This is a genomic window from Acidocella sp. (assembly GCF_036489515.1).
Taxonomy (GTDB): Bacteria; Pseudomonadota; Alphaproteobacteria; order Acetobacterales; family Acetobacteraceae; genus Acidocella.
In genome coordinates this window covers 1-17,991 of the sequence record NZ_DASXFO010000087.1, presented here as the reverse complement: position 1 = coordinate 17,991, position 17,991 = coordinate 1, and the positions used below count along the sequence as shown (strand labels likewise).

Below are 17,991 nucleotides of genomic sequence, written 5' to 3'. Positions count from 1 at the left end.
AGTACCATGTTCACGGCGACGCGTCGCAGTTCGGCCTGTGTCGATGCAGGGAGTTTGCGGAAATCACGATCGATGGGCATGCCTATGTGATAGCAGCCCACGTCCTATTATGATACCTATTTGCCCGTCCAGTTAGTAGTTTGGGCCATGGGCGTTGGCCGCGACACAGCCCATGCCCCAGCATAACAAAAGTTTTTGCGCCGCTTTTTTCAAAAAGCGGCTGCTTTCTTTTTCGTCAGCCTTTCCACGCCGCCGTGGCCGCGTCATCGCTGGCGCGGGCTTCCACCCAGGCGGTCTCGCCATTCGCCAGCTCCTCCGCCTTCCAGAACGGCGCGCCGGTTTTCAGCCAGTCGATCAGGAAGGCCGTGGCCTGCAGCGCCGCGGCGCGGTGTGCGCTGGCGGCGGCGACGAACACGATATTATCACCCGGCAGTAGCCGGCCGACGCGATGGATGATAGTGCAGCCGGTCAGCTCCCAGCGCGCCTCGGCCTCGGCGGCGATGGCGGCCAGCGCCTTTTCGGTCATGCCCGGATAATGTTCCAGCCGCAGCGCCGTGACCCGGTGCGCGCCATCGCGGTCGGCGCGCACGGTGCCGATGAAGCTGGCGATGCCGCCCACATCCGGAGTGGCAAGCCATGCGTTCTCGGCGGCGACATCGAAATCCTCCTCCTGCACCAGGATCCGCTGCATCCTATCCTCCGGTCACCGGCGGGAAGAAGGCAATTTCCCGGGCGCCGGCGATGGAAGTGTCCGGCGTTCCGAATTCCTGATCGACGGCGCAGCGCACCAGCCGCGCGTTCTCGAAAGCGGCCTCATGACGCGGGCTCTGAAGCTTCAGCCAGTCCACCAGATCTGCCACCGTGCGCAACGCCTCGGGCAAGTCCCGCTCCTCCTCAGCGGCGCCAACCTTCTCGCGCAGCCAGGCGAAGTAGAGAATTTTCACCGCGCATCGCCCGGCGCGGCCGGCACCACGGCCTGCCCGCCACCCGGCGTGGTGGCATAGAGCGACGAGCCGAGATCGTCAGTGCTGCTGTTATCCGCAGGCCCCTGGCCGGGCGGATAAGGCGACGGCAGAGAAGGCTGATAGTCCTTACCAACCGGCTCGTTGGCGTTGCGCTGCACCTCGCTCAGCGTCGGCATCGGCTGCACCGCTCCCGGCCAAACATCGCCCGCCTGCGGCTGGAGCGGGGCCACCGCCGCCTGATGGCCCGTCACCCGCTGCGCGGTCTCGCTCGTGGCTGCCGGCGCGTTGGGATTACCGAAGGGCCAGAGCGAGGCACCCGCGAATTGCCGCTCACTGGCGCAGCCTGACAGCAACAAGATCAGGCCGATGGTCAAATAGTGCCGCAAATCACCGCTCCTTAGTCTACCGCCCCTCATTTAGACCAAGTGCGCCGATGAGGAAATCGGCGACACCCTGCGCATCCCCCAGGTCGAGCACCGGGACCGGGCAGTCCGGCAGCTTCTCGTCCGAGGCCACGGCAATCACCTCCATCGAGGTCCAGAGCGGCGGCTTGCCAACGCTGGGGCGGTGCACTTCAAGTTTCGGGATCTCGTAACCCTTGAACCCCTCCACCAGCACCAGATCCACGGGGCGCAGCCGCGCCAGCATGTCCGACAGAGCCGTATCTTTTTGATACGAGAACAGAGCGTAGCCGCGCGCCGAAGCCAGGATCACCTCTTCCGCCCCGGCCTCGGCATGGCGCGCGCTGTCCTTGCCCGGCTTGTCCAGCGGCAGATCGTGATGCGCGTGCTTGATGCTGGAGATTTTCAGCCCCCGCGCGCGCAGCACCGGGATCAGCGCGGTCAGCAGCGTGGTCTTGCCGCTGCCCGACCAGCCGACAATGCCGAGCGCTTGGACCAAAACCCCTCAGACCGTCGGGCGCGGCGTGGTAACGTGGCGCAGCCCGGCATTCAGGTAATCCCATCCGGTCACCAGAGTCAGTACCGCCGCACCCCAGAGCAGCGTGCCACCGATCCAGGCCATCGGCAGGCCGCCCAGGCCGATGATATGCGCGCCGCCCTGCCCCAGCAGCAGCAGGCCGAGCGCCACCATCTGCACGCCGGTCTTCCATTTCGCGAGGCGCGTCACCGGCAGGCCGATGCGGATCTCCGCGAGATACTCGCGCAGGCCGCTGACCAGGATCTCGCGCAGCATGATGACGATGGCCGGGTAGATGCCCCCGGTCGGGAGATGTCCGAATCCGACCAGCGCCATCAGCGTCGCGCCGATCAGCAGCTTGTCGGCGATCGGGTCGAGCATGCGGCCGAAATCGGAAAGTTGCAGGCGCTCGCGCGCCAGCCTGCCGTCGAGATAATCGGTGACCGCGGCGGCGGCGAACAACAGCGCCGCCAGCAGATCCGCCCAGGGCGCGCCGATCGCCACCAGCAGCACCAACAGCGGAATCGCAGCGATGCGCGACAGAGTAAGAATATTGGGCAGGTCACTGATCATGTGTTCAATACCCTACGCGTTTTTTTTCGCGTGCGAAACCGGCAAAGCGGCGCCCAACTCCGCCAAAAACGCCTCACCCGCCTGCTGTGACGCCGCCTCCAGCCCGCGATAGGCCCCCAGCACCTGCAAGCCGGTCGCGGTCAGCCGGGCGCCGCCGCCGCCGGCCCCGCCTTTCGCCGCCTCCACCACCGGCGTGCGGAACAGCCCGTTCATCGCCTCCACCAGCGCCCAGGCACGCTTATAGCTCATGCCCAACTCGCGGCCCGCGGCGGCGATCGAGCCAGTCGCCTGGATCTGCTCCAGCAGATCGGCGCGTCCGGGTCCCATCACCAGCTCCCCGCCATGGACGAGCCGGATGCGTAAAGTGAAGCCGCTCTCTTTTGGTTTCCTTGTCATGTCAGAAGCAGAAGCACGAACACGGCGCATTGACGATATATACGGCCAAGGATATCGCTAAACAAACATATCGGAGAGTATCCATGCCTAAATCGCGCCGCTGGCTCATCGCCGCCACTATCTCTCTGCTCGCCGTAGGCGCCGCTACCGGCGCAGCGCAGGCGCAGACCTCGTCGATCACCGTCGCTTTTGCCGGCTCGATGGGCACGGTGATGGATCACGGCATTGCTCCCGCCTTCACCGCCAAAACCGGCACGACCGTGCATGGCATTGGCCAGGCCGCGATGGGGCTTGCCCATCTGATCACCGGCAAGGACATCAACCCGGACGTGTTTGTCTCGGTTTCCGCCCCGCCGATCAAGGTCGTCCGAGCCGCCGGCCTGGCGCACAACGCGCCGCCGGTCGCCAGCTCCGCTTTGGTTCTGGCCTATTCCCCGGCGTCGAAATTCGCCGCGCAATTCGCCAAACCGAATCCTGACATCGCGCAGCTCCTGACCCTCCCGGGCGTGCGCATTGGCCGCACCGACCCGCGGGTCGACCCGCAGGGTCAGTATGTGCTGTTCGCCCTGCAGCTCGCGGAGAAATACTATAAACTTCCCGGCCTGGCGCAAAAGATCACGGGCCCGATCGTCAACCCGGCGGAAATCTTCACCGAACCCTCGCTGCTGGCACGGCTGCAGGATGGCCAGATCGACTACATCATCGGCTACCAAAGCGCGGTGATCTCGCTGCACCTGCCCTATATCAACCTTCCCCCTGAGATCAATTTCTCCGACCCGGCTTACCAGAAGGACTGGTATTCTCAGGCCACGCTGACACTGCCCATCGCCGGCAAGGTCACGACCATCCATCCGACGCCGCTGGTCTATTACGCGACCGTGCTGAAAAACGCGAAGCACCCGAAAGCCGCTGCGGCCTACATGAAGTTCCTGCTCAGCCCGCAGGGCCAGGCACTGTTCGCCAAATACGGCTATGGCCCCGCCAAGGGACCCTCGGCCTGATTTTTTGGTCTTACGCGAGGCCAGCACTGCTACTACTGGTGCTGGCCTTTCTCTCGGCGCCCCTGCTCGGCCTGCTGACCGGTGGCGATTGGAACCCTGCTGATCTGTCGCGCACGGATGTCTGGGCCATCGTCACCTCGCTTGCCGGCGGCGCCGCTGCGGTGACGATCGTCGCACTATTCGGCACGCCGCTGGCTTTCTATCTCGCCCGCACGCGCGGCCGGCTCAGCGCTGTCGCCGAGGCGCTGGTGCTGATCCCGATGCTGACCCCGGCTCTGGCGCTCGGCATCCTGCTCGCCTCCGTCTACGGCCCCGCCGCCCCGGCCGGAGAATTTTTCAGCCATATCGGGCTGACGCTCACCAACACCCCCGCCGCCTTCGTGCTGGCGTCGCTGTATGGGGCGCTGCCGACCTATGTGCTGACGGCACGCTCCGCCTTCGTCGAGGTGCCCGTGGAATATGAGCGGGTCGCCCGCACGCTCGGCGATACGCAGATGCGCGTGTTCTTCCGCGTCACTTTGCCGCTGGCGCAGCGCGGCCTCGCCGCCGCTTTGGCTTTGTGCTGGGTGCGGGCGCTGGGCGAATTCGGCGTGGTGCTGATCATCGCCTATTTCCCCGCCGGCATGCCGGTCCAGCTATGGACCGATGTACAGGATCTCGGCATCCAGGCGGTGTTCCCGCTGGTCGCGACCTTCCTGCTGGTCACCTTGCCGGTGCCGCTCTGGCTCGGTTTACGAGCCCGCCGCCTGCCCGCGTAGAGCAAAGGAAGACTACTTTTTGTGAACAAAAAGTAGCAAAAAAACTTTACTGTGCTGGGCCATGGGCGTTGTCCGCGACACCGCCCATGGCCCAGCATAATAAAAGTTTTTGCGCCGCTTTTTTTAAAAAGCGGCTACTTCCTTTCTTTGCGCTCAGGCTCCAAGACTTTGCCATGCGACATCTCATCTCCTCCGGATCGGAATACGAACGTCTCATCGGCTATTCCCGCGCCGTACGGGATGGCGACTGGGTGTTTGTCTCCGGTACCACCGGCTTCGATTATGCGACCATGGCCATCGCCGAGGACATCGCGGCGCAGACGGAACAATGTTTCCGCAACATCGCCGCGGCGCTGCACGAAGCGGGCGCGGGGCTGAAAGACATCGTCCGCATCCGCTACATCGTGCCCGAAGGTGGTGCAGCGTTCGAACAATGCTGGCCGGTCCTGCAAAAGCATCTCGGCGACATCCGCCCCGCCGCAACCATGCTCGCCGCCGGGCTGATGGACCCGCGCATGCGCATCGAGATTGAAGTCACCGCCCGGATCAGCCCGTGACCCCTTTCGCGGTCGATTACCGCCTGACCCACCCGATCGCCCTGCATGTCGCCTTCGAGATCCGCGGCTTCACCGCCCTGCTCGGCCGTTCCGGCGCCGGCAAATCCTCGCTGATCAAGGCCCTGGCCGGGCTCGTCCAGGCCACCGGCACACCCTGGGCGGGGCTGCCCCCGGAGCTGCGCGAGGTCGGCTATCTGCCGCAGAACGCCGCCTTGTTTCCGCACCTCACGGCGCTGGAAAACGTCGCTTATCCGCTGCGCGGCCGCGACCGGTTCGAGCGCGCGAAAACCCTGCTCGATGAGTTGGGCCTGCTGGATTTGGCCCCGCGCCCGGCGACGCAGCTTTCCGGCGGCCAGGCGCAGCGCGTCGCCTTGGCCCGCGCCCTCGCCCACCGGCCCAAATTGCTGCTGCTGGACGAACCCTCAAGCGGGCTCGACGCCACCACCCGCGACGCCACCTTCACGTGGCTGATCGACACGCTGGCAGCGCGCGGCGTGCCGGCCTTGGCGGCAACGCACGATCCCGGCCTCGCCGGTTTCACCGACTGGATGGTGCTGCTCTCGGAGCAGAAAATCATCCGCGAGGGCACGCCGCGAGACCTCTTCGCCGCCCCCGGCAGCGTCGCCGCCGCCGAGCTGCTGGGCTTCGAGAATATCTGGCAGGAGGAACAGAGCTGGTTCGCCGCCCGCAGCACGGATTTTCGCCCCGCCACCGCCGGAAGGGAGGCCCGCATCGTCCGGGTCCGGGCACATGGGAGCGGGCTGCGCCTGGATTGCGCCATGCCCCAGCCGGTGATCGTGCATACAGAAAATACGGCCGAGGCTTTTACGCCTGGCGCAACGCTGTGCCTGCACATCGCGCCGGACAAGCTGCGAAGGCTTCGAAGCTAAAGGAAAAAAGTAGCCGCTTTTTAAAAAAAGCGGCGCAAAAACTTTTACTATGCTGGGCCATGGGCTGTGTCATCGACAACGCCCATGGCCCAGCATAGTAAAGTTTTTTTGCTACTTTTTGTTCACAAAAAGTAGCCTTGCTTTTTCCTTCTCAGGCAGCCCGGGTCAGGCGCTTGATGAAGGCCGAGACGTGGTGGCGGCGCATTTCCGCCTTCGCCTTGGTGCTGGTGGTCATGTAGTTCATCTGCATCACATAGCGCTGGCCGACGAACTGCTTGTGCCCGTGGAAGGTGGTCGGCCCGTTCGGGAAGACCAGCAGCGTACCGTCCACCGGCGGCACTTCCACCACGTAGTTTTCCAGGTCGGTATTGTTGCGCAGTAGGCGCAGGCAGCCTTTCTGCTGCGCCCAGGCCTCACCGTTGCCGGGGTTCAGGTACAGCAGGATGGTCACGCGCTTGGCCGAGGAGTCGGTATGGATCTGCCCATCCTTCTCCCCGGAATTGCCGCGCAGCGTGGTCATCACCGGCGCGCCGTCCAGCTCCAGGCCGAACTTCTCGGCGATGATGCTGCGGAAGGTGGCGCCCTCCAGCCCGGCGACCATTTCCTTCGCCGCCGGCTTGAGGCTCAGCGCCCCGGTCGGGAAGCTGCCACGGGCGCGCATCGCCGGCAGTGCTGCGACGACCTCGGCCAAAGCCGCCGGCTTGATGAAGCGGGGCAACACGATATGCGTGAACGGGTCGTTCGAGACCGGCGTGGCACGCAGAGAGTCGAAATCGAAAATGTCCATGGTGGTCAATCCGTATTGGACGGCGCCATTGCCGTCAAATGGTCCAAAAGTATGCCCATTATTGCGCTGCACAACCCTCTGCGGTATCGAAATCGCGCATGTCCAGCGTTTCTTCCCCGCTACCCGGGGTTATCCCGGAATACCGCGCCCGCATCGCCGCCGGCAGCATCATCTCTGACCCCGCCCAGGCCAGCGCCGCGGAGCGGCTGCAAGCCCTGTGGGCCAAATTGCGCGGCTATAACCCGCCCCCGAAAGCGCCGCCGAATGGCTGGATGGGCCGCCTGCTGCGCCGCAAGCCGGTCGAGGAGGTGCAGGACCGGCCGCACGGGCTGTATCTGGTCGGCGATGTCGGCCGCGGCAAGTCGATGCTGATGGACCTGTTCTTCGAAGCCGCCGACGTGCCGCGCAAAAAGCGCATCCATTTCCACGAATTCATGCAGGACGCGCATCGCCGCTTCCATGCCCTCAAGCGTGACAACCCGGAGATCGACGACCCGATTCCGCCCCTCGCCGACGAGATCGCCGAGGAAGCCGCACTGCTCTGCTTCGACGAATTCCAGGTGCACGACATCGTCGATGCGATGATCCTCGGCCGGCTGTTCGAGGCCTTGTTCGCCCGCGCCGTGGTGGTCGTCGCCACCTCTAACACGCTCCCAGACGATCTGTACAAAGGTAAACCGGGGCGCGACGCCTTCCTGCCTTTCATCGCGCTGCTGAAAGACAACCTCGACGTGCTGGTGCTGGATTCGCTGCGCGATTACCGGCGTGACCGGCTGCACGGTTTGAAAGCCTGGTATGCGCCCGCCGACCATCGGGCCGACGCCGCACTGGACCGTGTTTTCGCCGAACTGGCCGGCGATACGCCACCGCGGCCCGAACAGCTGCTGGTTTCCGGCCGGAAACTCACCGTGAAGCTTAGCACCGCTGATGCCGCGCGCTTCGACTTTCACGATCTGTGCGGCCAGCCGCTCGGCCCGGGCGACTATCTCGCCATCGCCACGCATTACAGCACGGTGCTGATCGACGGCATCCCGCGCCTCTCCCCCGACAATTTCGACGAGGCGCGGCGCTTCGTGACGCTGGTCGACGCGCTGTATGAGCATCGCGTGAAACTCTACGCGTCCGCCGCGGCGCTGCCCGACGAATTGTACCGCGCGGGTGAAGGCGCGAAAATCTTCGAGCGCACCGCGTCACGGCTCGAAGAAATGCAGAGCGAGACCTATCTGCAGAGGCCGCATTTGACGTGATCGCCGCACCCGCGACGCAACCTGGCAGCCGCACCACGCCGCGGAACCGCATGCCAAACATGCATTGGACTGCATGTTTGATCGATGAAAAGTATGCCGCGATGCAACACGGTTATTGCCCGGCCGCGGCGATTGGAGTAGCACGCCCAGCGACGCCACGCTAACGTTCAACAAAACAAGGTAGGCTCAGTCCAAATGAATATACATGAGTACCAAGGCAAAGAACTTCTAAAGACCTATGGCGTCGCAGTGCTCGACGGTCACGTCGCCTGGACGCCTGAAGAGGCGGTCGAAGCCGCCAAAAAACTCCCCGGCCCGATCTATGTCGTCAAGTCGCAGATCCATGCGGGTGGGCGCGGCGCCGGCAAGTTCAAGAACGATCCCAATGGCAAAGGCGGCGTCCGTCTCGCCAAGTCCCTCGACGAGGTGCGCGAAGCCGCGGCGGCGATGATCGGCCACACGCTGATCACCAAGCAGACCGGCCCGGCCGGACGCATGGTCCGCCGCGTCTATGTGGAAGCCGGCTGCGACATCAAGCGCGAGCTGTATTTTTCGCTCCTGATCGACCGCTCGGTCTCGGAGATTGTCATCGTGGCGTCCACCGAGGGCGGCATGGAGGTCGAGGAAGTCGCGGCGCACAGCCCGGAAAAGATCCTGCGTGCTCCGGTTGATCCGGCCACCGGCATCTCCTCCTTCCATGCGCGCAAGCTCGCTTTCGGCCTCGGCCTCGAGGGCAAGCAGATCGCCACCTTCACCAAGTTCGTCGCCGCCATGTACCAGGCCTTCGTGGCGCTGGACTGCGCGATCATCGAGATCAACCCGCTGGTCGTCACCGGCGCCGGCGAGATTTTTGCGCTCGACGCCAAAGTGAGCTTTGACGACAACGCGCTGTACCGCCATCCGGAGATCGAAAAACTCCGCGACGAGGCCGAGGAAGACCCGAAGGAGCTGGAAGCCAACAAGCACTCCCTCTCCTACGTGGCGCTGGACGGCAATATCGGCTGCATGGTGAACGGCGCCGGCCTCGCCATGGCGACCATGGACATCATCAAGCTCTACGGCGCCGAGCCCGCGAACTTCCTCGATGTCGGCGGCGGCGCCACCAAGGAACGCGTCACCGCGGCCTTCAAGATCATCCTCTCGGATCCGAATGTCGAAGGCATCCTCGTCAACATTTTCGGCGGCATCATGCGCTGCGACGTGATCGCCGAAGGCGTGATCGCCGCCGCGCGCGAAGTCTCGCTCTCGGTGCCGCTGGTGGTGCGCCTGGAAGGCACCAACGTGCAGCTCGGCAAGGACATCATGGCCAAATCCGGCCTGCCGATCATCCCCGCCGACAACCTCGCCGACGCCGCTGAAAAAATCGTCAAAGCCGTGAAGGAAGCCGCGTAATGGCCATTCTCGTCAACAAGAACACCAAGGTCATCACCCAGGGCTTTACCGGCGCGCAAGGCACCTTCCACTCTGAGCAGGCTTTGGCCTACGGCACCCAGGTGGTCGGCGGCGTCACCCCCGGCAAGGGCGGCCAGAAGCATCTCGACCTGCCGGTCTTCAACACGGTCGGCGAAGCGGTGCAAACAACCGGCGCCAACGCCTCGGCCATCTACGTGCCCCCGCCGTTCGCCGCCGACTCCATCCTGGAAGCCATCGACGCCGGCGTGGAGCTGATCGTCTGCATCACCGAGGGCATTCCGGTGCTGGACATGGTGCGGGTCAAGCGCGCCCTCTCCGGCTCGAAATCGCTCCTGGTCGGCCCGAACTGCCCCGGCGTCATCACCCCGGACGAATGCAAGATCGGCATCATGCCAGGGCATATCCACAAGCGCGGCTCGATCGGCATCGTCTCGCGCTCCGGCACCCTCACCTACGAAGCGGTGGCGCAGACCACGGCGGCCGGCCTCGGCCAGTCCTCCTGCGTCGGCATCGGCGGCGACCCGGTGAAGGGCCTCGACTTCATCGAGGTGCTCGACCTGTTCCTGCATGACGACGAGACCCAGGCGATCATCATGATCGGCGAAATCGGCGGGCCCTCCGAGATCGACGCCGCGGAATTCCTCGCCCGGCACAAGATCAAGAAACCCATCGTCGGCTTCATCGCCGGTGTCACCGCCCCGCCCGGCCGCCGCATGGGCCATGCCGGCGCCGTGATCTCCGGCGGCAAGGACACCGCCGAGGCCAAGACCGCCGCCATGAAGGAAGCCGGCATTTTCGTCGCCGACAGCCCGGCAGCGCTGGGCAGCACCATGGTGAAGGCGCTGCAGGCGTAGTTTTTTCGTCCTAGTCGGGGCCTAACAAGGGGGCAGGGTTTTACGCAGTTCATGAACAACTCATGCATGCGTAACAACCCTGCCCCCTTCTCGTTGGGCCGCGATTGCCTCAGCCTATTGGCTTATATGCGCGCATGGGTAGAGTGCCCCGCGCAACGTCAAAACGGGTGCCCCGCCCACCGCCGCACAAACCGGCGGGTCTGTATGCTCAACGGAGGATAGGTTCGCTATGGCCGGTGTAGACGTCATCGCAACTGCAATGAATGGCGCGAATGCGCAATTTATCGCCCAGCTTTATGCCAAATGGGTCACCGACCCGAATTCGGTGGACGGCGATTTCGCTGCCCTGTTCGCGGCCCTCGACGATGAGGCCAAGTCGGTCCTGACCGACGCTTCCGGCGCCTCCTGGGCGCCCCGCCCGGTCGTCTTCGAGGCCCAGGCGCCCGCACCCGGCGCCGCCAAACCCGCCCCCCTGACCACTGACACCCGCGCCGCGACGCTGGATTCCATCCGCGCGCTGATGCTGATCCGCGTCTACCGCGTGCGCGGCCATCTGCAGGCGCAGCTCGACCCGCTGGGGCTGAAGCAGCCCGCCTATCATGTCGAGCTCGACTCCGCGACCTACGGCTTCACCGAAGCCGACATGGACCGGCCGATTTTCATCGACGGCGTGCTCGGCCACGAAACCGCGACGATGCGCGAGATCCTGGAGATCCTGCGCGCCAGCTATTGCGGCCCGATCGGCCTGGAATTCATGCACATCCAGGACCCGACGCAAAAAGCCTGGCTGCAGCAGCGCCTGGAAGGCGCGCCCTGGCTCACCACCTTCGGCCCGCAGGACAAGGAAAAGATCCTGCGCCAGCTGACCGAGGCGGATAGCTTCGAGACCTTCTGCCAGCGCCGCTATGTCGGCACCAAGCGCTTCGGCCTGGAAGGCGGCGAGACCACCATCCCGGCGCTGCACGCCATCATCGAGACCGCCGCCGATCAGGGCGTCCAGGAAATCGCCATCGGCATGCCGCATCGCGGCCGCCTCAACACCCTGGTCAACATCGTCAAAAAGCCGCTGACCGCCTTGTTCAGCGAATTCGGCGGCGCCAGCGCCAAGCCCGAGGACGTGCAGGGCTCCGGCGACGTGAAATACCATCTCGGCACCTCGACCGACGTCACCATCAACGGCAACCAGGTGCATCTGTCGCTGCAGCCCAACCCCTCGCATCTCGAGGCGGTGGACCCGGTGGTGGTCGGCAAGATCCGCGCCCGCCAGGACATGATGGGCGACACCAAGACCCGCCGCAAAGCCATGGGCGTCATCATGCATGGCGACGCCGCCTTCGCCGGCCAGGGCCTGGTCTATGAAACCCTGGCGATGAGCCAGCTGATCGGCTACCGCACCGGCGGCTCGATCCATCTGGTCGTGAACAACCAGATCGGCTTCACCACCATCCCCGCCCATGCCTTCTCCGGCCTGTATTGCACAGACGTGGCGAAATCCGTGCAGTCGCCGATCCTGCATGTGAATGGCGACAATCCGGAAGCCGTGGTGTTCGCCGCCCGCCTCGCCACCGACTTCCGCATGGAATTCGCGGTGGACGTGGTCATCGACCTGGTCTGCTACCGCCGCCACGGCCATAACGAGAATGACGAGCCTGCCTTCACCCAGCCCCTAATGTACAAGTCGATTCGCGCGTTAAAAACCACGCGGGCGCTGTATGCCGAGCGTCTCGCGGCGGAAGGCAGCATTCCCGCCGCCACCGCCCAGAAACTGGCCGACGACTACAACCAGACGCTGGAAGAAGCTTACAAGGGCGCGCAGTCCTACAAGGTGAACAAGGCCGACTGGCTGGAAGGCCATTGGTCCGGGCTGAACGAGGCCGGCGAGGAGAGCGAGCAGGTCGAGGAGGCCACCGCCGCCCCCATCGCGCAGCTACGCGAGGTCGGCGCCGCCCTCTCCAAGCCGCCGGAGAATTTCGACATCAATCCGAAGATCCTGCGCCAGCTCGAAGCCAAGAAGCAGATGATCGACTCCGGCACCGGCATCGACTGGGCGACCGGCGAGGCGCTGGCCTTCGGCACGTTGATGCTCGACGGCCACCGCGTGCGGCTCTCCGGCGAGGACTGCCAGCGCGGCACTTTCAGCCAGCGCCATGCGGTGCTGATCGATCAGTCCAACCAGCATGAATACGTGCCGCTGAACAACGTCCGCGAAGGTCAGTCGCGCATCGAGATCTTCAACTCGCTGCTCTCGGAAGCCGGTGTGCTCGGCTTCGAATACGGCTACGCCATCGCCGACCCCGGCGTGCTGGTGCTCTGGGAAGCGCAGTTCGGCGACTTCGCCAACGGCGCGCAGGTGATCATCGACCAGTTCCTGGCCTCGGGCGAGACCAAGTGGCTGCGCATGTGCGGCCTCACTCTGCTGCTCCCGCACGGCCAGGAAGGCCAGGGGCCGGAGCACTCCTCCGCCCGGCTGGAGCGCTACCTGCAGCTCTGCGCCGAGCACAACATGACGGTCTGCAACCTCACCACCCCGGCCAACTATTTCCACGCCCTGCGCCGGCAGCTGAAGCGCAACTTCCGCAAGCCGCTGGTGCTGATGACGCCGAAATCGCTGCTGCGGCACAAGCTGGCGGTCTCCACGCTGGACGAGATGACCAACGGCTCCAGCTTCAAGTTCGTCATCCCCGAGACCGACGAGTTGGCGGCCCCCGATCAGGTGAAGCGCGTCGTGATCTGCTCGGGCAAGGTCTATTACGACCTGGTGGCCGAGCGCCGCGAGCGCGGCATCAAGGATGTCGCCCTCGTGCGGATGGAGCAGTTCTACCCATTCCCGGCCAAATCCCTCAAAACCGCGATCGAGGCCTACACCAAGGCCGAGGTGGTGTGGTGCCAGGAGGAGCCGGAGAATAACGGCGGCTGGACGTTCGTGGACCGGCGGATCGAAGCCGTTCTCGCCTGCCTGGACGGCGTCGCCAAGCGGCCCCGCTATATCGGGCGCAAGGCCGCGGCGAGCCCCGCCACCGGCCTCGCCAAGACCCATGCCGCCGAACAGGCGGCGTTGGTGAACGCGGCGTTGACGGTCTAGCGCGATAGGGCTCGATCGAACCGCATAACGGTTCGATCGAGCCCTGAAATTGCGCGCAAACAAGAATAGAGCATGATTGATGCAAGCAATCATGCTCTAACCCGCCCACACCGCACACCAGACTTTTTCTTTGACGTGGCGTAAAAAACTGAGGAGCATCTATGGCTGCCGACATCACCGTCCCGACGCTGGGCGAAAGCGTCACCAGCGCGACCATCGCGCGCTGGATCAAGAAAGCCGGCGAAACCGTCGCCGCCGACGAACCTGTGGTCGAGCTGGAAACGGATAAGGTCACCGTCGAGGTGAACGCGCCGCAAGCCGGCGTGATCGCCGAGATCATCGCCGCTGAAGGGGCGGAAGTCGAAGTCGGCGCCCTGCTCGGCCGCGTCGACGGCGCGGGCGCCGCGACGCCGTCCGCGCGCGCGGAAGCGCCGAAGGCGCCGGCGCATGCCGCCGCCCCCACCGTCGGCGTCAACCCGCCGCCAGCCGCCCCCGGCCCGGTGCCCCGCCCGGGTGCTGCCCTGCCCGCCGCCGCCAAGCTGATGGAGGAGCGCAATCTCTCCGCCGCCGATGTCGGCGCCGGCACCGCCAAGGACCGCCGCATCTCCAAGGGAGACGTGCTGGCCTTCGTCAGCAAGCCGGCCACCCCGGCCCCGGCCCCGGCCCCGGCCGCCAAGGCGCCGCGCGCCCCGGACGTGCGCGAAGAGCGCGTGAAGATGACGCGCCTGCGCAAGACCATCGCCTCGCGCCTCAAGGAGGCCCAGAACACCGCCGCCATGCTGACCACGTTCAACGAGGTCGACATGAGCGCCATCATGGCGCTGCGCAGCGAGTATCGCGAAGCCTTCGAAAAGAAGCACAAGGGCGTGCGTCTCGGCTTCAACAGCTTCTTCGTGAAAGCCGTCTGCGCCGGGCTGGCCGAATTCCCGGCGGTGAACGCCGAGATCGACGGTGACGACATCGTCTACAAGAAGTTCGTCAACATGGGCATCGCCGTCGGCGGCGCCAACGGCCTGGTGGTTCCGGTGATCCGCGACGCCGACCAGAAATCGCTGTCCGAGATCGAGGCCGAGATCGCCGGCTTCGCCAAGCGCGCCAAGGAAGGCACGCTGAAGCTGGAGGAACTCTCCGGCGGCACGTTCTCGATCACCAATGGCGGCGTGTACGGCTCGCTGATGAGCACGCCGATCCTCAACCCGCCGCAATCGGCCATCCTGGGGATGCACAAGATCCAGGACCGCCCGGTCGTGGTCGGCGGCAAGATCGAGATCCGGCCGATGATGTACCTGGCGGTCTCCTACGACCACCGCATCATCGACGGACGCGAGGCCGTGTCCTTCCTGGTCCGCGTGAAGGAAAGCCTGGAAGACCCGCGCCGCCTGCTGCTGGCGATCTGATGAAAAGGGGGCTTCGGCCCCCTTTTTTATGGCTCAGGCAAGCAAAGAAAGACTACTTTTTGTGAACAAAAAGTAGCAAAAAAACTTTGTTAACCTGGGCCATGGGCGTTGTCGGCGACACCGCCCATGGCCCAGCATAGCAAAAATTTTTGCGCCGCTTTTTTAAAAGCGGCCGCTTCCTTTTTATCTTGCCTTACGGCGTGATCACTCGCGGCAACCCCCTGGGCAAACCGGCGCTCGGCGGATCGTCCATGGTGTACACGTGCACAAGCCGCGCCGCCGATGTTTGCAGGATCACGAAGGGGTCCGGGGAGTCCAGCACGGCCCCGCTTTGGCCGTGCCACACCGCCAGCACGCGGCGCTCGTAAGGCAGGCCGAGATCCGGCGTGGCGGAATGGTAATCGGCGATGGCGCTGACCCAGGAGCCGGTCTGGCGTTGCAGCCGGGCCAGAAAACCGGCCGCGTAGCCGGCGTTTCGCACCGGGTCGAATGCGTCGGCCAGGGTCGCGAAAGCGTCCGGGTGGTCCTGCAGGCTGATCTGGAAACAGCCGACATCGACATCCCGCGCGCCGGAGGATTCCGCCAGCCGCACGAACGCGATCGCCGCCCCTTCATCGGCGAAAAATCGCCCGGCGCCATCCACGTTTACGGTCCAGGGCCAAGAGGCGACATGCCCGGTCAGCGTGTCGGCGCGGCCGCTCTCCACCAGGCCGATCGACAGCAGCAGATTGGCCGGCAAGGCGGCGGCCTGCTCGGCGGCGCGCCCAGCAGCGGCGCAGGCCTGGACGGGCGGAATGTCCGCCGCCGCGCGCGCGCAAAATCCCAGCGCCAGCACCGCCCCCACTATGATCCCAGCCTTCACGCTACCCCCGCGAGCTTCCTTATCGCGCGCAGGTTGTCATGACGAGTGTTTAATATTGGAGAGAGGTAAAAACGTCTTGCTCCCACCCTCCCGCCGCCCACGTTTCTTTCGGAAACCACGTGGCGATTCGTAAAACAAGGAGATTGGAAATGCGCTCCCTCTGGCTGGCTTCAGCCGCTTTGATCGTGACCACCGGCATGGCTTTCGCTCAGACCACACCGCCCGGCGCCATGTCCCCGGGCATGTCTCCGTCTCCGGGTATGGCTCCATCTCAGGGTATGTCTCCGTCTCCCGGTATGGCTCCATCTCAAGGCATGGCTCCATCTCCGGGCATGGCTCCATCTCAAGGCATGTCGTCCCCGGGAGCGATGTCCCCTATGCAGCCGCACGCCGGGACCGGGAATGACGAGGCCGGCATGTATCTGCACCGCGCCAGCATGGCGATCCAGCAGCGTCACCGCGCCCAGGCCGACAACATGCTGAGCCACGCCGAGACCCTCATGCTGACGCGCTCGGTGCCGCAATCCAACGCCGGGACGCGCGACAGCTCACCGCGCATCACCGCGGTTGAGAACGCCCGCGCCGCGTTGCGCAGCGGCAACTGGACCCAGGCGGCGCAGGATACCAACATGGCGATGCATCATAACGGCATGATGAACAACGGAATGGGCGGCAGTACCGTGCAGTAGCCCTGCAAAAGTTGGAAAAAAAGTCCTGGGATGGGCGCCGCAGGGCGCCCATTCCGTTTTGCCCCCTCGCTTTTGCAGCGCAATATCGCTATGCGGAGGCCGTAGAATTTTCGTCCAGGCATCCCCATGGATCGGCCGTCCCCTGATTGCGGGTCGGCAGGCCCATATTTGCTGTTAACAGTCAGGCGCATTTATGTCCGTACCGAATATCCGCAATATCGCCATCATCGCCCACGTTGACCATGGCAAGACCACGCTCACCGACCAGTTGCTGAAGCAGTCCGGCGCCTTCGCCGCGCATCAGGCCGTGGCGGAGCGCGCGCTCGACCGCAACGACCTGGAAAAGGAACGTGGGATCACGATTCTGGCGAAGGTTGCCTCGGTGGTCTGGAAGGACACGCGGATCAACATCGTCGACACCCCTGGCCACGCCGATTTCGGCGGCGAGGTGGAGCGCATCCTGAACATGGTGGACGGCGCGGTGCTGCTGGTTGACGCCGCCGAAGGCGTGCTGCCGCAGACCAAGTTCGTGCTCGGCAAGGCACTCGCCCGCGGCCTGCGCCCGATGGTCATCGTCAACAAGATCGACCGTGGCGACGCCCGCCCTGACGACGTGCATAACGAGATTTTCGACCTGTTCGCGGCGCTCGACGCCAATGAGCAGCAGCTCGACTTCCCGATGCTGTTCGCCTCCGGCCGCCAGGGCTGGGCAGTGGCCGACCTGGACGCGCCGCGCGAAAACCTGAACCCGCTGTTCGACCTGATCTTGAGCCACGTTCCGGCGCCGAAACTCGATGTCGAAGCGCCCTTCGCCATGGTCGCCTCGATCCTCGAGTCCGACACCTTCCTCGGCCGCGTGCTGACCGGCCGCGTCGAGCAGGGCCGCGCCACCCTCAACATGCCGGTGAAAGTGCTGCGCCTGGACGGCACCGTGGTGGAAACCGGCCGCCTGACCAAGCTGCTCTCGTTCCGTGGCCTGGAGCGCGTGGCGGTGGATGAGGTGAGCGCGGGTGACATCGTCGCCGTCGCCGGCCTGACGGACGCCACCATCCCGCACACCATCTGCTCCCCGGAAGTCACCGGCCCGCTCGCCGCAACCCCGATCGACCCGCCGACCCTGTCCATGACCTTCCGCATCAATGACGGCCCGCTGGCCGGGCGCGAGGGCAAGAAGGTGACGTCCCGCCAGATCCGCGATCGGCTGTTCAGCGAGGCGGAAGGCAATGTCGCCATCCAGATCTCCAGCAGCTCCGAGACCGACGCGTTCGAGGTCTCCGGGCGCGGCGAACTCCAGCTCGGCGTGCTGATCGAGACCATGCGCCGCGAAGGCTTCGAGCTCACCATCGGCCGCCCGCGCGTGCTGACCCGCACCAACGAGGCGGGCGAGCGCGAGGAGCCGTATGAGGACGTGCTGATCGACGTCGACGAGCCCTATGCCGGCGCGGTCGTGGAGAAGATGTCCCGCCGCAAGGGCGAGATGACCGACCTGCGCCCCTCCGGCGGCGGCAAGCAGCGCCTGACCTTCCGCATCCCCGCCCGCGGCCTGATCGGCTATCACGGCGAGTTCCTCACCGACACCCGCGGCACCGGCGTGATGAACCG

At 65.0% G+C, this 17,991-nt stretch carries 19 protein-coding genes; 11 read left to right on the top strand and 8 right to left on the bottom strand.

Going from position 1 to position 17,991, the window contains the following annotated elements:
* Positions 1 to 235: 235 nt before the first annotated feature.
* The 6 genes from VGG47_RS12680 to VGG47_RS12655 are packed head-to-tail and all read right to left on the bottom strand — an operon-like array spanning position 236 to position 2,852.
* Positions 236 to 691, bottom strand: a complete 456-nt coding sequence (locus VGG47_RS12680; RefSeq protein WP_331539105.1) for a molybdenum cofactor biosynthesis protein MoaE — start codon at positions 689 to 691, stop codon at positions 236 to 238.
* A gap of 1 nt (position 692) precedes the next feature.
* Complete coding sequence (gene moaD / locus VGG47_RS12675; protein ID WP_331539103.1) at positions 693 to 944, bottom strand: molybdopterin converting factor subunit 1; 252 nt, start codon at positions 942 to 944, stop codon at positions 693 to 695.
* Positions 941 to 1,351: a hypothetical protein gene (locus VGG47_RS12670; RefSeq protein WP_331539101.1), complete on the bottom strand. Its 411-nt coding sequence runs from the start codon at positions 1,349 to 1,351 to the stop codon at positions 941 to 943. The genes moaD and VGG47_RS12670 overlap by 4 nt, the downstream gene beginning before the upstream one ends.
* Before the next feature lie 16 nt (positions 1,352 to 1,367).
* A complete protein-coding gene (gene mobB, locus VGG47_RS12665; RefSeq protein ID WP_331539099.1) occupies positions 1,368 to 1,865 on the bottom strand; it encodes a molybdopterin-guanine dinucleotide biosynthesis protein B in 498 nt (165 codons plus the stop codon).
* Between the two features lie 6 nt (positions 1,866 to 1,871).
* Positions 1,872 to 2,456, bottom strand: coding sequence for a CDP-diacylglycerol--glycerol-3-phosphate 3-phosphatidyltransferase (pgsA, locus tag VGG47_RS12660; RefSeq protein ID WP_331539097.1), 585 nt, complete (start codon positions 2,454 to 2,456; stop codon positions 1,872 to 1,874).
* Positions 2,457 to 2,468: 12 nt separating this feature from the next.
* Positions 2,469 to 2,852 (bottom strand): winged helix-turn-helix domain-containing protein, encoded by a 384-nt coding sequence (locus VGG47_RS12655; RefSeq protein ID WP_331539095.1) that lies wholly within the window; start codon positions 2,850 to 2,852, stop codon positions 2,469 to 2,471.
* An 83-nt stretch (positions 2,853 to 2,935) separates the two neighbouring features.
* Between VGG47_RS12655 and VGG47_RS12650 the strand changes: the two genes are divergently transcribed.
* From VGG47_RS12650 to VGG47_RS12635, 4 genes are all read left to right on the top strand, one after another.
* Entirely contained in the window at positions 2,936 to 3,853 is a 918-nt protein-coding gene (locus VGG47_RS12650; RefSeq protein WP_331539093.1) for an extracellular solute-binding protein, read from the top strand.
* A 38-nt stretch (positions 3,854 to 3,891) separates the two neighbouring features.
* A complete protein-coding gene (locus tag VGG47_RS12645) occupies positions 3,892 to 4,611 on the top strand; it encodes a molybdate ABC transporter permease subunit (protein WP_331539091.1) in 720 nt (239 codons plus the stop codon).
* Positions 4,612 to 4,784: 173 nt separating this feature from the next.
* The gene (locus VGG47_RS12640) at positions 4,785 to 5,168 is read left to right on the top strand and encodes a RidA family protein (RefSeq protein ID WP_331539089.1); all 384 of its coding nucleotides are present in this window, start codon (positions 4,785 to 4,787) and stop codon (positions 5,166 to 5,168) included.
* Positions 5,165 to 6,058 (top strand): ABC transporter ATP-binding protein, encoded by an 894-nt coding sequence (locus tag VGG47_RS12635; protein WP_331539087.1) that lies wholly within the window; start codon positions 5,165 to 5,167, stop codon positions 6,056 to 6,058. The genes VGG47_RS12640 and VGG47_RS12635 overlap by 4 nt, the downstream gene beginning before the upstream one ends.
* A 151-nt stretch (positions 6,059 to 6,209) precedes the next feature.
* On the opposite strand, the gene VGG47_RS12630 is transcribed toward VGG47_RS12635, so the two are convergent.
* Positions 6,210 to 6,854 carry a 2OG-Fe(II) oxygenase gene (locus VGG47_RS12630; protein WP_331539107.1) on the bottom strand — a complete coding sequence of 215 codons (645 nt, stop codon included), beginning with the start codon at positions 6,852 to 6,854 and terminating at the stop codon, positions 6,210 to 6,212.
* Between the two features lie 89 nt (positions 6,855 to 6,943).
* Here VGG47_RS12630 and zapE point away from each other — a divergent pair, with 89 nt between their 5' ends.
* The 5 genes from zapE (at position 6,944) to odhB (ending at position 14,838) form a co-directional block, all read left to right on the top strand.
* On the top strand, positions 6,944 to 8,092 hold the full coding sequence (gene zapE, locus VGG47_RS12625) for a cell division protein ZapE (RefSeq protein ID WP_331539085.1): 1,149 nt from the start codon (positions 6,944 to 6,946) through the stop codon (positions 8,090 to 8,092).
* 195 nt (positions 8,093 to 8,287) lie between these two features.
* Positions 8,288 to 9,484, top strand: coding sequence for an ADP-forming succinate--CoA ligase subunit beta (gene sucC / locus VGG47_RS12620; protein ID WP_331539083.1), 1,197 nt, complete (start codon positions 8,288 to 8,290; stop codon positions 9,482 to 9,484).
* Complete coding sequence (gene sucD, locus VGG47_RS12615) at positions 9,484 to 10,359, top strand: succinate--CoA ligase subunit alpha (RefSeq protein ID WP_331539081.1); 876 nt, start codon at positions 9,484 to 9,486, stop codon at positions 10,357 to 10,359. The genes sucC and sucD overlap by 1 nt, the downstream gene beginning before the upstream one ends.
* A gap of 229 nt (positions 10,360 to 10,588) precedes the next feature.
* Complete coding sequence (locus tag VGG47_RS12610) at positions 10,589 to 13,441, top strand: 2-oxoglutarate dehydrogenase E1 component (RefSeq protein WP_331539079.1); 2,853 nt, start codon at positions 10,589 to 10,591, stop codon at positions 13,439 to 13,441.
* Positions 13,442 to 13,602: 161 nt separating this feature from the next.
* On the top strand, positions 13,603 to 14,838 hold the full coding sequence (gene odhB, locus VGG47_RS12605) for a 2-oxoglutarate dehydrogenase complex dihydrolipoyllysine-residue succinyltransferase (protein ID WP_331539077.1): 1,236 nt from the start codon (positions 13,603 to 13,605) through the stop codon (positions 14,836 to 14,838).
* Positions 14,839 to 15,031: 193 nt separating this feature from the next.
* Here the strand turns inward: odhB and VGG47_RS12600 are convergent, their stop codons facing one another.
* Positions 15,032 to 15,700 (bottom strand): hypothetical protein, encoded by a 669-nt coding sequence (locus tag VGG47_RS12600; protein ID WP_331539075.1) that lies wholly within the window; start codon positions 15,698 to 15,700, stop codon positions 15,032 to 15,034.
* Between the two features lie 368 nt (positions 15,701 to 16,068).
* On the opposite strand from VGG47_RS12600, the gene VGG47_RS12595 reads away from it, so the two are divergent.
* Together VGG47_RS12595 and VGG47_RS12590 are read left to right on the top strand one after the other, a co-directional pair.
* On the top strand, positions 16,069 to 16,389 hold the full coding sequence (locus VGG47_RS12595) for a hypothetical protein (protein ID WP_331539073.1): 321 nt from the start codon (positions 16,069 to 16,071) through the stop codon (positions 16,387 to 16,389).
* A 193-nt stretch (positions 16,390 to 16,582) separates the two neighbouring features.
* The coding region (locus VGG47_RS12590; protein WP_331539071.1) for a GTP-binding protein at positions 16,583 to 17,991 on the top strand (1,409 nt) is incomplete at its 3' end.

Excerpts from the sequence above, each read along its gene's own strand:
- VGG47_RS12650 (WP_331539093.1), top strand. The coding sequence starts at position 2,936 with ATGCCTAAATCGCGCCGCTGGCTCATCGCCGCCACTATCTCTCTGCTC.
- sucC (WP_331539083.1), top strand. The coding sequence starts at position 8,288 with ATGAATATACATGAGTACCAAGGCAAAGAACTTCTAAAGACCTATGGC.
- VGG47_RS12595 (WP_331539073.1), top strand. The coding sequence starts at position 16,069 with ATGTCCCCTATGCAGCCGCACGCCGGGACCGGGAATGACGAGGCCGGC.
- sucD (WP_331539081.1), top strand. The coding sequence starts at position 9,484 with ATGGCCATTCTCGTCAACAAGAACACCAAGGTCATCACCCAGGGCTTT.
- odhB (WP_331539077.1), top strand. The coding sequence starts at position 13,603 with ATGGCTGCCGACATCACCGTCCCGACGCTGGGCGAAAGCGTCACCAGC.
- zapE (WP_331539085.1), top strand. The coding sequence starts at position 6,944 with ATGTCCAGCGTTTCTTCCCCGCTACCCGGGGTTATCCCGGAATACCGC.
- VGG47_RS12655 (WP_331539095.1), bottom strand. The coding sequence starts at position 2,852 with ATGACAAGGAAACCAAAAGAGAGCGGCTTCACTTTACGCATCCGGCTC.
- VGG47_RS12610 (WP_331539079.1), top strand. The coding sequence starts at position 10,589 with ATGGCCGGTGTAGACGTCATCGCAACTGCAATGAATGGCGCGAATGCG.
- pgsA (WP_331539097.1), bottom strand. The coding sequence starts at position 2,456 with ATGATCAGTGACCTGCCCAATATTCTTACTCTGTCGCGCATCGCTGCG.
- VGG47_RS12680 (WP_331539105.1), bottom strand. The coding sequence starts at position 691 with ATGCAGCGGATCCTGGTGCAGGAGGAGGATTTCGATGTCGCCGCCGAG.
- VGG47_RS12640 (WP_331539089.1), top strand. The coding sequence starts at position 4,785 with ATGCGACATCTCATCTCCTCCGGATCGGAATACGAACGTCTCATCGGC.